Origin of the sequence: Nocardiopsis baichengensis YIM 90130 (assembly GCF_000341205.1) — a bacterium.
In the GTDB taxonomy this organism is placed as follows: domain Bacteria; phylum Actinomycetota; class Actinomycetes; order Streptosporangiales; family Streptosporangiaceae; genus Nocardiopsis_A; species Nocardiopsis_A halophila.
Genome location: NZ_ANAS01000020.1, coordinates 122,650 through 136,168, shown reverse-complemented (window position 1 = coordinate 136,168; position 13,519 = coordinate 122,650). Strand labels below are relative to the sequence as shown.

11 protein-coding genes are annotated in these 13,519 nt (G+C 74.3%); 4 read left to right on the top strand and 7 right to left on the bottom strand.

Annotation, left to right across the window (positions count from 1 at the left end):
* Positions 1-109: 109 nt before the first annotated feature.
* Positions 110-1,018, bottom strand: a complete 909-nt coding sequence (locus C892_RS0117345; protein WP_017558212.1) for a universal stress protein — start codon at positions 1,016-1,018, stop codon at positions 110-112.
* Between the two features lie 291 nt (positions 1,019-1,309).
* On the opposite strand from C892_RS0117345, the gene C892_RS0117340 reads away from it, so the two are divergent.
* The 3 genes from C892_RS0117340 to C892_RS0117330 all read left to right on the top strand — a co-directional run bounded on the left by C892_RS0117340 (position 1,310) and on the right by C892_RS0117330 (position 4,787).
* Positions 1,310-2,029 carry a response regulator transcription factor gene (locus tag C892_RS0117340; protein WP_017538879.1) on the top strand — a complete coding sequence of 240 codons (720 nt, stop codon included), beginning with the start codon at positions 1,310-1,312 and terminating at the stop codon, positions 2,027-2,029.
* A 3-nt stretch (positions 2,030-2,032) separates the two neighbouring features.
* The gene (locus C892_RS0117335; RefSeq protein ID WP_017558211.1) at positions 2,033-3,463 is read left to right on the top strand and encodes a sensor histidine kinase; all 1,431 of its coding nucleotides are present in this window, start codon (positions 2,033-2,035) and stop codon (positions 3,461-3,463) included.
* A gap of 430 nt (positions 3,464-3,893) precedes the next feature.
* A complete protein-coding gene (locus C892_RS0117330) occupies positions 3,894-4,787 on the top strand; it encodes a DMT family transporter (RefSeq protein ID WP_017558210.1) in 894 nt (297 codons plus the stop codon).
* On the opposite strand, the gene C892_RS0117325 is transcribed toward C892_RS0117330, so the two are convergent.
* From C892_RS0117325 to C892_RS0117300, 6 genes are all read right to left on the bottom strand, one after another.
* Positions 4,745-5,983, bottom strand: coding sequence for a glycosyltransferase (locus C892_RS0117325; protein ID WP_017558209.1), 1,239 nt, complete (start codon positions 5,981-5,983; stop codon positions 4,745-4,747). The two genes, C892_RS0117330 and C892_RS0117325, sit on opposite strands and share 43 nt — an antisense overlap.
* 487 nt (positions 5,984-6,470) lie before the next feature.
* Positions 6,471-8,111 carry a S1C family serine protease gene (locus C892_RS0117320; protein WP_017558208.1) on the bottom strand — a complete coding sequence of 547 codons (1,641 nt, stop codon included), beginning with the start codon at positions 8,109-8,111 and terminating at the stop codon, positions 6,471-6,473.
* Positions 8,112-8,345: 234 nt separating this feature from the next.
* On the bottom strand, positions 8,346-9,239 hold the full coding sequence (locus tag C892_RS0117315) for a sulfurtransferase (RefSeq protein ID WP_017558207.1): 894 nt from the start codon (positions 9,237-9,239) through the stop codon (positions 8,346-8,348).
* Between the two features lie 24 nt (positions 9,240-9,263).
* Positions 9,264-9,704, bottom strand: coding sequence for a hypothetical protein (locus C892_RS0117310; RefSeq protein ID WP_017558206.1), 441 nt, complete (start codon positions 9,702-9,704; stop codon positions 9,264-9,266).
* An 8-nt stretch (positions 9,705-9,712) separates the two neighbouring features.
* Positions 9,713-10,078, bottom strand: a complete 366-nt coding sequence (locus C892_RS0117305) for a hypothetical protein (protein ID WP_017538872.1) — start codon at positions 10,076-10,078, stop codon at positions 9,713-9,715.
* Between the two features lie 130 nt (positions 10,079-10,208).
* Positions 10,209-10,919 (bottom strand): MIP/aquaporin family protein, encoded by a 711-nt coding sequence (locus tag C892_RS0117300; protein WP_017558205.1) that lies wholly within the window; start codon positions 10,917-10,919, stop codon positions 10,209-10,211.
* 486 nt (positions 10,920-11,405) lie between these two features.
* Here C892_RS0117300 and C892_RS0117295 point away from each other — a divergent pair, with 486 nt between their 5' ends.
* A complete protein-coding gene (locus C892_RS0117295) occupies positions 11,406-13,454 on the top strand; it encodes a HelD family protein (protein ID WP_017558203.1) in 2,049 nt (682 codons plus the stop codon).
* The last annotated feature ends 65 nt before the right edge of the window (positions 13,455-13,519 follow it).

The following is a 13,519-nucleotide window of genomic DNA, read 5'->3' as shown; positions in this document are numbered from 1 at the left end:
ACCCCGGTCACTCGGCGGCCCGAGGTACGCCGTTCCTGCCCACTCCCCGGTGCGTGGCCCGACGGGCCACCGGCCGTCGCTCGCCGCCCGCTGCCCGAACGCTCGTGCTCTAACGGACCACGACCACCGGGCCATGGGCGCCGTGGAGGACGGACTGGCTCACCGAGCCCAGCAGCAGTCCCTTGAATCCGCCCCTGCCCCTGGAGCCGACGACGATCAGGTCCGCAGGCGTGGCCTCCTCCAGGATCGCCACCACCGGGTGCGCTCGCACGGTGCGCACGTCCACCACCACCTTGGGGTGGTCCTCGCGCAGGTCCTCCAGGGACGCCTCGGCCGTGCGGCGCGCCGCCGCCTCGACCGCCTCGTCGTCGAAGGCCTCAGGCGGCACCGGCCCCACCGACGACGCGAACGCCGCCATCGGCTGCCACGCGCAGACCGCCACGACCTCCGCACCGCTCCGCTCCGCCTGCCGGAAGGCGAACGCCAGCGCCCGCCCCCCGGTCTCGGAGCCGTCGACCCCGACGATGATGCGGCCGCGTCGGCCCTCGGCGGTCTCGTGGTGCTTGGGCAGCACCACGGTGGGCACCGGCGACTTGGCCGCCAGTTCCACGCCCACCGAGCCGACGAACGCCGAGGCGAGCCCGCCCAGTCCGCGCGAGCCCACGACCACGCAGGCCACCCCCGGCTCCGAGGCCGCATGCAGCAGGGCCTCGGCCGGGCGCTCGGCGGCCTCCCTGGTCTCCACCGACAGCTCCGGGAACAGCCGCTGCACCCAGTCGCGGGCGTAGGCCAGCAGGGCGCGCGCGTCGTGCTGGCGCGGCGTCTCGCCGTCCTCCTCGCTCCCGCGGATCAGCTCGCCGAACGGCCCCTCGGAGTCCGGCGGCCACACGGCGGTGACGATGCGGACCCCCAGCCCGTACGTCATCGCCTGGTTGGCCGACCATTCCAGCGCGTATCGGCTGGAATCCGAACCGTCCACACCGACGACCACCCAGCGCGGGCTCTCTCCGGTGTCCATATCGCGTGCCTCGCTCTCCATCGAGCCGGTCGTTCCCCCGTGTCGTCCTCTGCGGCCGTCCACCCCCGACTGGGGCCGCCGTGGGAGTACCTACCCCGACAGGCCGTCGGACAGGCGGTCCTGCCCTGTCCTGTCCGTCACCCCGCGCCCATGGCCCGACGCCGCCCCCGTTCAGCGGTCGGACGGCCACCGGGCGAGCACCGGACGCCGGGCGAATGCCCGACGACCACCGCGACCGCGACCCCGTGTCCTCTTACCGTCGTCTCACCCGGATGGGCGACGATGGCGTCCATGACCTCCGCCAGTGCCTCCGCCGGTCGCATCCTCCTCGCCGACGACGACCGTGCCATCCGCGAGTCCCTCGAACGCGCCCTCATGCTGGAGGGCCACGAGGTTCTGACCGCGGAGGACGGCGTACAGGCCCTCGCCAAAGCCCACGCCGAACAGCTGGACCTGCTGATCCTCGACGTGATGATGCCCGGGGTCGACGGGCTCGGGGTCACCCGGGTGCTGCGCGCCGAGGGCGACCGGCGGCCCATCCTGATGCTCACCGCCAGGGTGGAGACCTCCGACCGGGTCGCCGGCCTGGACGCCGGCGCCGACGACTACCTGCCCAAGCCCTTCGAGCTGGACGAGCTGCTGGCGCGCATCCGCGCGCTGCTGCGCCGGGCCGCCCCCGTCCCGGAGGACGGCGAGCGCCCCGAGCCCGTCCTGCAGGTCGGCGACCTGCGCCTGGACCCCGCCGCACGGCGGGTCTGGCGCGGCGGGCGCGAGGTGGAGCTGTCCAAGACCGAGTTCGACCTGCTGGAGCTGCTGGCCCGGAACGCCGGCATCGTGCTCGACCACCCCACGATCTACGACCGCATCTGGGGCTACGACTTCGGCCCGGACTCCAAGAACCTGGCCGTCTACATCAGCTACCTGCGGCGCAAACTGGACTCGCCCGACGCGCCGCCGCTGATCCAGACCGTCCGGGGCGTGGGCTACACGCTCCGGCCCCAGGAGGGCTGAGGTGTGCGGCAGAGGGTGAAGGCGGTCGCGGCGCGCCTGACGGCGCCGGAGCGGTGGCGGCTGGGCACCAAGTTCGCGGTGGCCTTCGCGGTGGTCGCCGCGGTTGCCAGCCTGCTCACCGGGACCCTGGCCTACAGCACGGCGGCGGTGCTGATCCGCGCCGACGCCGAGGACGAGTTCCAGACCACGGCCGAACGCCTGGCCTCCGACCTGAGCGCCCCCGCCTCCTCCCCGTTCGGTGGCGGACAGCAGCCGACGTTCCTGCACTCGGACTCCTTCACCTACCAGGCGCTGAGCTCCGGGGGCTCGGTGGCGGTGCCGATCGGAGCGGACCGGTCCGTCGAGGTGCTGCCGGTGCGCGCCGACGACCGGGCGGTCGCCGCCGAGCAGGAGGCCGGGGTGGTGCACACCCGCGAGGACAGCGCGCGCGGCGAGGACTACCGGATCGCCACGGTCTCGCTGGGCGGGGGGAACGGCGCGATCCAGATCGGTCAGCGCCTGTCCCCGATGGAGCGGATGCTGGACGTGCTCGCCCTGCAGATCCTGGTGGTGGGCGCGGGGGTCCTGGCGGTCGCCGCCGGCGCCGGGTGGCTGCTGGCGCGGCGGGTCACCAAGCGGCTGGTGCGCCTGACCGACACCGCCGAGCAGGTGCGCACCACCGGTCGGCTGGACCTGGTGGCGCCGGAGGGCGGCACGTCCCCGGACGAGGTCGGGCGCCTGGGGCGGGCGTTCAACGCGATGCTGACCCGGCTGGCGGGCGCCGAGGCCGAGCAGCGGCGGCTGGTGCAGAACGCCTCGCACGAGCTGCGGACCCCGCTGACCAGCCTGCGCACCAATGTCAGCGTGATGCGCTCCTTCGACCGGCTGGGGCCGGAGGCCCAGCAGCGGCTGGTCGACGACCTGCAGGGTGAGACCCGGGAGCTGTCCCAACTGGTCGACGAACTGGTGCAGCTGGCGACGGGGACCCGCGCGGACGAGGCCCCCGCCGACGTGGAGCTGGGGGCGCTGGCCGAGCGCGTCGCCGACCGGGCCCGGCGGCGGACCGGCCGGGAGGTGGTGGTCGACGCCGACGGGAGCACGGTGCACGGGCTGCCCACGGCGCTGGAGCGGGCCCTGTCCAACCCGGTGGAGAACGCCGCGAAGTTCGACACCGACGGGGCCGGGCCGATCGAGATCGTCGTCCGCGAGGGGCGCGTGGAGGTCAGGGACCGAGGGCCCGGCATCGCCCCGGAGGAGGTCGATCACGTCTTCGAGCGCTTCTACCGCTCGGACTCCGCCCGCGCGCTGCCCGGCTCGGGGCTGGGGCTGTCCATGGTCAAGGAGATCGTGCACGCACACGGAGGGACGGTGCAGGCCGCCAACCGCGAAGGCGGCGGGGCGGTCATCGGGTTCACCCTCCCGGTGACCGGCGAGCGGGCGTCCGACGCCGAGTGACACGGGGCGGCGCACACCGCGCCCGCCCCTCCCCCGGCGGTCGAGCCCCCTGGCGCCGACGGGCTTCCCGGTCAAGGCGGTCGCCGGTCGGCGGCTGGAGACCCCGGTCCGGGTGCCCGCTCCTCGTCCCGCCTCCCATCGGGGGCCTGCCCGCGGCTCCGAGCGCGGTCGGCTCGCCGTTCTGTTCTCGATACGGGTGCGGGCCGCGCTCCCCCTCCCTCTGCGAGGACGCTTCGTCCCCTTCGCGCACACGCAGGGCCGCCCTCTGGAGTAACCTCAAGGCGCCCCTGTCTGCCCGGTCCCCCCCCCGCCCAGTCCCCCGAGGCTCACCCGGCAGCGAGGGCGACACGCAGCGCCCCGGCCGGAGAACCGCTTCCGCCGGCGGAAGCGATGTGCCTGGCAGGTACCCGGACGCGGAAGGGCGGGATCCATGACGTGGGCCGTGGCCGTGGCGATCTCGGGGGCGTTCTCCGTCGCCGCGGGGGCCGCCCTGCACGACCGGGCGCTGCTCACCGCACCCATCCGCGGGATCGGGCAGCTCGCGCTGCTGCGCGCCCTGCTCCGCATGCCCCTGTGGTGGCTGGGCACCCTGCTGACGATGGGCGGCATCGGGGCCCACCTGTGGGCGCTCACCCAGGCGCCGCTGGTGGTGATCCAGCCGATCGGCATCACCGGCCTGCTGTTCGCGGTGCTGCTCTCGGCCGGGTTCCGGCGGCGGCGCCCCAGCCCCGCACAGATCCTGGGATCGCTCGCAGTCAGCATCGCCCTGGCCGGCCTGCTCACCACCGTTCCGCACAGCCAGGGCCCCGTCCCCGGCACCCTGGGCCTCACCGAGATCGCGGTGGGGGCGGGCGCCGTGATGGCGCTCTGCGTGGCCGTGGGCCGCTCCTGCCGCGGCGCCCTGCGCGCCGGGGCCTTCGCCCTGGCGAGCGGCGTCGCCTACGCCGCCACCTCGGCCTTCGGCCGGGTGATCGGCATCGCCGCGCTGGCCGACCCCGCCGCCGCCCTCCAGCCGATGACGGCGGTCGCCGTCGGCATCGGCCTCACCGGCGGGCTCATCATGCAGAACGCCTACCGCACCGACCACTTCGCCCTGGCCTACGCCACCCTGATGCTCAGCGACCCGATCGCGGCCACCCTCATCGGCGTCGCCTACTTCGGCGAGCGGCTTCCCACCGACCCCGCGCACGCCGCGATCGCGGCCGCGGCGGCCGTGCTGGGGGCGGTCGGCGTGGTGACGCTGGCCCGCGCCTCGGGGCCGCAGCGGCCCGCCCGGACCGCTCAGCCTCCGCGCGCCGACGACCTCAGCGCCACGTCGGCGTAGATCCGCTCGAACCGGTCGAGCGAGCGCTCGTGGTCGTGCCGGGCCGCCATGGCGCGGCTCTCCGCGCCCATCCGGGCCCGCTCCTCAGGCGAGGCGAGGATGACGCTCAGGTACTTGGCCAGGTCGTCGGGGCTGCCCGGCTCGTAGAGGTAGCCGTTGCGGCCCTGCTCCACCAGGTGCGGCAGGGCCATGGCGTCGGCGGCCACCACCGGCAGCCCGCTGGCCATGGCCTCCAGGGTGGCGATCGACTGCAGTTCCGCGATCCCGGCGATGGTGAACACGTCCGCGGCCCGGTACACCAGCGGCAGGTCCTCGTGCGGCACGAACCCGAGGAAGCGCACCCTCTCGCCCACGCCCTCCTCCTCGGCCAGCCGTTCCAGGGCGCCGCGCTGGGCCCCGGTGCCGGCCAGCACCAGCTGCGCGTCGTCGCAGGTGGTGCGGCGCACCGCGCGGACCAGGTCGCCGATGCGCTTCTCCTCGTCGAGGCGGCCGACGAAGGCGAAGGTGGGCCGGTCGGGCAGGCCGAGCCGGGCCCGCAGCGCGGACCGCGGCTCCCCGCCGGCGCCCGGCGGGTGGAAGCGGCGCAGGTCGATGCCGCACGAGACGGCCTCCACCGGCCGGGGGAACCCCTGGTCGAGCAGGAGCTGGGCGGCGGTGGGGGTGGGCGTGGTGACGTGCTCGGCGCCGGCCAGCGCCCGGCTGAAGTCCCGCCAGGCGAGGCGGCCGACGGGGCCGCGCAGCGCCTCGGGCACGAACAGGTAGTTGAACAGGTTCTCCGGCATGAAGTGGTTGGTGGCCACCACCGGCACCCGGTGCCGCCGGGCGGCCGCCATCAGCAGGCGGCCGACGACGAAGTGGTTCTGGACGTGCACGGCGTGCGGGCGCAGGCGCCGGATCAGCCGGTCCAGGTGGCCGGGGACGCCCGGCGGAAGGGCCAGCCGGACGGTCTCGTGGACCAGCGAGGACATCGAGCGCAGCCGGTGCTCCACCACCCCGTCCACGCGGGCGGTGGAGGGGCGGCCGTCGGGCGACTGGCACACCACGTGCACGTCGTGGCCGCGCGCGGCCAGGCCGCGGGCCAGGCGCGCGGTGAAGTAGGCGGCGCCGTTGACGTCGGGCGGGAAGGTGTCGGTGCCGATGAGCACGCGCAGGCGTTCCGGGGGCGCTGCGGGTTCGGCAGAGGGAAGTGCGGCCATCTCGGCCCTCCTGGAGGGTGTGCTCGGGGTTCCGCGAGGCTGCGCCGGACGGGGCGGGCCCTGGCCGCCAGGACGGCCCGGACCCGAGTGGTCCCGGGAACGATACTTCGGGCGACCGCCTGTGCGGCCCCGGTTCCGCGTCCATGTTGCCGAGTGTTTACCCGCGCCGGCGGGCATTCACGGCGAACCCCCGGAAAACAGTGGGCGGCGACTGCGGATGAGGAAGGAATCCGCAGGTCGCCGCCACCGGCCGAATCCGGCCGTTCCCCCGTGAAGAGGGTTATCGCCCTCTCTTATCAAGCCAAACGCGCAGAGCGGGAGGAAAAGTTTCCCGAGGGAGGGCCGATCGGCCGATTCTTCGATTTCCGCTCGCTCTTTCGTCATTCCCCGTTGGGCCCGGAGGACGGACCGTCGGCGCCCGCGGCACGACTTCGGCGCGGCGAGCGGCGGACCGGGGTCCCCCTCCCGGCCCGCCGCTCGCCGGGCCTCAGCCGCCGATGCTGTCGGCCGACTGGGCGTCCAGGGTCACCTGGACCTCGTCCTCCTTGCCGTCCCGCGTGTAGCCCATGGTCACGGTCTCCCCCGGCTGCTTGGAGCGGATCTTGGCGATCAGCCCGTCCGGGCCGTCCACCGCCTCGCCGTCGACGGAGGTGACCACGTCGCCGCTCTCCAGGCCGGCCTCGGCCGCGGCCCCTCCCTTGGAGGTGTCCACGATGCGCACGCCGTCCCGGTCGGCCGCCACGGTGGCGCCGATCGCCGCGTAGTCCGCGCTGCCCTGGTCGATGAGCTGCTCGGCGATGGGCTTGGCCTGGTTGATCGGGATCGCGAAGCCCAGCCCGATCGATCCGGGCTCGCCCTGCCCCCCGGAGGAGGTCCCGGCGATCGCCGTGTTGACGCCGATCACCTCGCCGTTCATGTTGATCAGCGGCCCGCCGGAGTTGCCGGGGTTGATCGGCGCATCGGTCTGGATCGCGTTGATCACCGTCGAGGTCTGCACCTGCCCCTGCTCGGGCGTGCCCAGGCCGAAGGGGTCCTGCTCCTCCTGCCCGCCGTCGGCGGCCCCGGTGTTCACCGGCCGCTCCACCGCGCTCACCACACCCGAGGTCACCGTCCCGGACAGCCCCAGCGGGGACCCGATCGCCACCACGTCCGCGCCGACCTCGACCTTGTCGGAGTCGCCGAACGTGGCCGGGCTCAGCCCGCTGACGCCCTGGGCCTCGATCACCGCGATGTCGGAGACGGTGTCGACCCCCAGGACCTTCGCCCGGGCGTCCGTGCCGTCGTTGAACCGCACCTGGACCGAGTCGCCGCTCGCGCCGGCCACCACGTGGGCGTTGGTGAGGATCTTCCCGTCGGAGCCGATCACCACCCCGCTCCCGCTGCCGCTCCCGGTCTGGATCGAGACCACGCTCGGCAGCACCTTCTCGGCGACCTCGCTGACGCTGCCGGTCGACACCGAGCCCGCGGTGCCCCCGGTGAGCGAGCTGACCGGACTGCTCGTCCCCCCGGTCAGGAAGGTCGTGGCCACGGCCGCCGCCGGTCCCACGATCAGGCTGGTGACCAGGGCGGTCGCGGCCGCGATCGCCACCGGCCCCGGGCGCTTGCGGCGGCCGCCGGAGCCTCCGCCGTCCTGGCCCCCGGGCGGCGGCACCGCGCCGGGCCAGGTCGGGGGAACCGCTCCCCCGCCGCCGGGGTGCCCGGCGCCGGGCCCGTGGCCGGCCGCGTGGGGGCCCGAGGGGTGGGAGGCGGCGTACTGCCAGGAGGTGTGCTGCCCCGTCTGCACGCTCGGCTGGGGCCCCGAGTGCGCGCCGAGGGGCGGCGCACCCGCAGCACCCGCAACACCCGCGGTGCCCGGAGCGTGCCCGCCCTGGGAGCGCATGGTCCACGTGGCGCCCCCGGGCGGGGTCCACGGGCCCGCCCCCGCGGGGCCCGGCGCCCCGGGTGGCGTGTCCTGCGGCGCCTGCTGCGACGCCTCGTGCGGTGTCTCGTGGTCGTCCCGGGCCGCGCGGGGCTCTTCCGCGACCGTGTCGGCGGTCGGGTCCACCGCCGGAGCCTCCGGTGCGTTCTCCGGGGTCCGATCGGTACGGGGCTCGTCGCCCGGTGCCTCTCGCCTGTCCTCCGCGCTCATCCGAACTCCTCCGGCTTCTCGTCCCTGTTGCGATGAAGTATCGCCGCGCCGGGTTAGAACCCGGTGAGACGGCACCTAGGTGCGGTTTCGAGAACAGAACGGCGCGTCGTCCCCATTCCGACCCCATCGTGACGGAACATGGTCATTGCCTTCCTCACAAGGTCCACCGCGTGGCCGCCTGCCAACCCGAGATGCCCGAGGCCACGCGGTGCAGTCTCGGCGGCGCGCTCCGGTTCAGCGCGCGTCGCCCGTCCCACCCTCCGGATCGCCGGTCTCCACCGGAAGCGAGGTATCGGCCCCCCAAGCGCTCCACGACCCCGGGTACAGGCGCGCCCCCGCGAAACCGGCGTGTTCCAGCGCGATGAGGTCGTGGCAGGCGGTCACCCCGGACCCGCAGTAGGCCGTGACCGACTCCGCCCCTTCGACTCCCAGGACGGCGAAGCGCTCCCTGAGGCGCTCAGGCGCGGCGAAGCGCCCGTCGGCCCCGAGATTGCCCTGCCACTCGGCGCTACGCGCCCCCGGGACGTGTCCGGGGCGCGCGTCGACCGGCGCCGGCTGCTCCCCCGTGTAGCGCCCGCGCGCGCGGGCGTCCAGAAGCACCCGCCCTGCGGGGCGCTCCTTCAGGTCCTTGAGCTCCTCCGTGGAGGCGAAGCGTTCGGCCGGCCAGGGCACCGCCGTGCGGACGCGCGGCTCGGGCCGGACCTCCTCCTTCTCGAGCGGGCCCTCCCACGCCTGGATCCCGCCGTCGAGGACGGAGGCCGGCGACCCCAGAACGCGCAGCATCCACACCAGCCGCGCGGCGGTGGAGCCTCCGGCATCGTCGTAGGCGACGACCTCCGTACGGTCGCCGATGCCGAGGCGTCCCAGCGCTTCGGCGAACGCCTCCGGGGTCGGCAGGGGATGGCGCCCGCCCTCCCGGGTCGGCTCGGAGGACAGGTCCGTGTCGACGTCGGCCCACACCGCCCCCGGGAGATGGCCGGAGCGGTAGGCCTCGTGCCCGTCGCGGCCGTCCAGGTACCAGCGCACATCGACGACGGCCAGGTCGCCTCCCTCGCGCATGCGCTCGGCCAAGCGCGCTGGGCCGATGACGGGCGGGACGGACGGGTGCTCGCTGCGCGGTTCGCTCATGACGCCACCTTAGAACCGGGCCCCTCAGGAAGTCTGGGCCCGCTCCGGTGTCCGCCCCTTCTCCACATGGCGCAGCCACAGCATGCCCAGGACCGGCAGGACCAGCGGGATGAACAGGTAGCCGCTTCCGTACCCCGACCAGACGGTGTCGTCGGGGAAGGCCGCCGGGTCCAGCAGGCTGAGCGTGCCAACGGCCAGAACCCCGCACAGCTCGATGGCGCAGGAGACCATGGCCACCCGGTGGGAGGTGCGCCCGCTCCTGGCGATGCCCACGGTCGCGACGATGTAGACGATCCCCGCCGCCAGGGAGAGCAGGTAGGCGAGCGGGGCCTCCTCGAACCGCGTGGCGATCTGCACGCCCGCGCGCGCGGTGGCCGCGAGGGCGAACACGGCGTAGACCGCGACCAGGACCCGGCCGGGCCCGGAGCGGGCGGCCCCCTTCTGCGGCACGGTGTTCTCAGACAACGGGGCTCTCAGACAACGGGCGGGTTCCAGATCTGCTCGAGCCGGACCATCAGGACCGGGAGGATGAAGCAGGCGAAGGCGATCACCGCGGGCCCCCACCGGCTGCGCTCCATGAACCCCCACACGGCGCACGCCGGGGGCAGGAGCACCACGGTGGCCAGGTAGCCGACGAGGGTCGCCGGTTCGGCGGGCGGGTCGCCCCCGGCCCAGACCACCGACGAGACCACGGCCTGGGCGATGGTGAGCAGCCACAGCACCGCCATGCCGACCAGGTGCGGTACCACCATGGGGCGGTCCCGGAACGCGGAGACGGTGCACCAGACCGCCATCGCCAGCGACACCAGCTGGATGGTGCTCGTCAGCCCCTCGACCACGACCGCTCCCCTGTTCCCTGCGCACGTCCGCACCTGCGCGGACTGCGACTACAAACGGTAGTACACCGGGCGGGCGCAGACGAAAGCGGGCGGGGTCGCCCCCGCCCGCCGCCGGTGATGGCGCCTGAGGCTAGACCAGTCCCTGCGCCCAAGCGCCGAGGACGCCGCCCACCGCGCCGCCGGCCAGCGGGCCGACGACGGGCACCCAGGCGTACCCCCAGTCCGAAGTGCCCTTGCCCTTCAGGGGCAGGAGCTGGTGGACGATGCGGGGCCCCAGGTCGCGGGCGGGGTTGATGGCGTACCCCGTGGGGCCGCCGAGGCTCATGCCGATGCCGACCACGCCCAAGGCGACGATGAGCACGCCCACCCCGGACAGCGCGAGCTCCTCGTTCTGCCCGGTGGCGGTGACGATGAACAGCAGGGCGGCGGTGGCGATGAACTCGGTGAGGAAGTTGGCGCCCGGGCTGCGCACCTCGGGCTCGGTGGAGAAGATCCCCAGGAACGGCCCGTCGGAGTTCTTGAACTGGCTGAGATAGACGAGCCACGTCAGGGCGGCGCCGATGATCGCGCCGAGCATCTGGCCGAGCATGTACACGGGGACGGTGGCCCACTCTCCGGTGGAGGCCGCCAGGCCGAGTGTGACCGCCGGGTTGATGTGTCCGCCCGACAGCGGGAGCGCGAAGTAGGCGCCCGCCATGACGCCGAAGCCCCACCCGAAGGTGATCAGGACCCAGCCCCCGCCTTGCGCCTTGGACTTGTTCAGAACATGGGCGGCGACCACGCCGCAGCCGAAGAGGACCAGGATCGCCGTTCCGAACAGCTCACCGAAGAAGATCGTCATCGTCGTCGTCACCGTCGCCTCCGATTGGACCGGTGGAAATACCGGACGGATACCCCCTACCGCCGGTGATCACGATCCCGTACCCCGCCCGGAGCGCCCGATTTATCCCATCGTTACGGCTGCTCGTGCGCATTCGGCACCCCGGTGCGCGCACGGCGCTCCGACACGGATTCTCCGGATCAGGGAGACGGAAAAGAGGATTGTCAGTGGCCCCTCTCACGGGTATGATCGCTTCTTCGCGGCGGAAGTGCACGAAGGCACACCGACGCGCAGAGGATCGGAACGAACCGGCCGTCGCCACGCCGGGGCGGGACCCGCGCATCCGCCGCCCCGACGACCAGCCCGACCGATCCCGGGGAGTCCTCCGTGTCCTCGTGCACGCCTCCGTCACGCCTGCCCGATTCCGCAGCCGCACCCGCGCACGGCGCCGCCGAACTCCGCGCGGAACGGGACCACCTCGCCGCCTCCCGCGAGGCCCTCCGCCGAATGCACCGGGAAGTGCTCGCCACCGGAACCGCCCTCGGCGATGCCGTAGGCGACAAGTACACCAACGCCGTTCTGCAACGCGCGCGCGAGCGCCGCGCGAAGGCCCTGGCCGAACTCCCGGACGCGCCGCTCTTTTTCGGACGCCTCACTTTCCCTCCCGGCGACCTTTATGAGGCCGGCCCCGGCGAACCCTTCACCCCCACCCGCACGCCCGACGCCGATCTCGCCTATATCGGCCGGCGGAATGTCCGCGACGCCTCCGGGGCGACGATGGTTCTGGACTGGCGGGCGCCGGTCTCGTCCGCCTTCTACCGGGCCGGCCCGCGCTCCCCCATGGGCGTGCTGACCCGCCGCCGCTACGGGTTCGGCGCCGACGGCGAACTGACCGCGTTCGAGGACGAGGACCTCGCCGACGGAGCCGAGGGCGGCGCGGGAGGCGCGGGAGGCTTCGCGGCCGACCTCCTCGCCACGGAGATCGAACGCCCCCGCACCGGCCCCATGCGGGACATCGTCGCCACCATCCAGCCGGACCAGGACGACCTGGTCCGCGCCTCTGTGGACACCAGCCTGTGCGTGCAGGGCGCGCCGGGGACCGGCAAGACCGCGGTGGGCCTGCACCGCATCGCCTTCCTGCTCTACACCGACCGCGAGCGCCTGCGCCGCGAAGGCGGTGTGGCGATCGTCGGCCCCAGCAGCTCCTTCCTGTCCTACATCCGCAACGTGCTGCCCGCCCTCGGCGAGGCCGAGGCCGGGCAGTTCACCCTGGAGGAGCTGATCGCCCGAGGGGAGCCGGGCGGGCCGGCCGGTGCCGAGGAGCCCGCCTCGGCCCGCGTCAAGGGCGATGCGCGTATGGCCGAGGTCATCGCCCGCGCGCTGTGGGCCCAGGTGCGTCCCGCCGAGGAGACGCTGGTGGTGACGGTCGGGTCGCGCAAGTACCGGGTGCCGCCGGAGGAGATCGCCGCCATCGTCGACGGCATCCGCCGCCAGCAGGCCTCCTACGGGGCCGGGCGGGAGCTGCTGGCGCAGCGCCTGGCCGGGGCGGTGCAGACCCTCATGGAGGCGGACGGCAGGGCGGACGACCCCCGTGCCCGCGAGCGGCTGTCCCGCGGCCGCGAGGTCAAGGCGGCCGTGGCCGCCATGTGGCCCAAGGCCGACCCGGTCAAGCTGGTGTTCGGCCTGCTCACCGATCCCGACCGGCTGGCGCGCGCCGCCGCGGGGATCCTCTCCCCGGAGGAGCGGCGGGCCGTGCGGTTCCCGCGGCGCCCGCGCTCGATGCGGTCCGCCCCCTGGTCCGGGGCCGATCTGGTGCTCATCGACGAGGCCGCGTGCCTCGTCCGCCGCCCCGCGACGCTGGGCCACATCGTGCTGGACGAGGCCCAGGACCTGAGCCCGATGCAGTGCCGGGCCGTGGCCCGCCGGGCCCAGGGCGGCTCGCTCACGGTCCTGGGCGACATCGCCCAGGGCACCGCGCCGGCCGCTGCCGGCGGATGGGCCGACCTGCTGCACCACCTGGGCAAGGAGGACGCGCGCTTGCAGGTCCTCAGCCGCGGCTACCGGGTGCCGGCCCAGATCATCGACTTCGCGGCACGGCTCCTCCCCTCGATCGCCCCGGACCTGCCCGCCCCGAGCGCGGCCCGGCAGGCGCCCGGCGCGCTGACCATCGAGCGGGCGCCCTCCGACGGGCTGGTCGCCGCCGCCCTCGACGCCTGCAAGCGCGCGCTGGACGAGGAGGGGTCCATCGGACTCATCGCCGCGGACGGGGACCTGGAGGCCCTCTACCGGGGGCTCGTGGAGCGGGGCGTGCAGGCGGCCCATCTGGGGCAGGACCCCGATGCCCTGGAGTCGCACCGCATCGTGTGCGTCCCCGCCACGCTCGCCAAGGGACTGGAGTTCGACACCGTCGTGGCCGTCGAACCGTCGGGTATCGCCGACGCCGAGGAGCGCGGACTGAACCGCCTCTATGTGGTCCTCACCCGCGCCGTGAGCCGCCTGCACATCGTGCACTCCCGGCCCCTCCCGACCCCGCTCACCGACGCTCGCCGAGCGTAGAGGTCCGGGCACCGTGCCGCTCGGCGGCCCAGGGCGGATCGGGCGGGATCGCCTAGACTGTACGG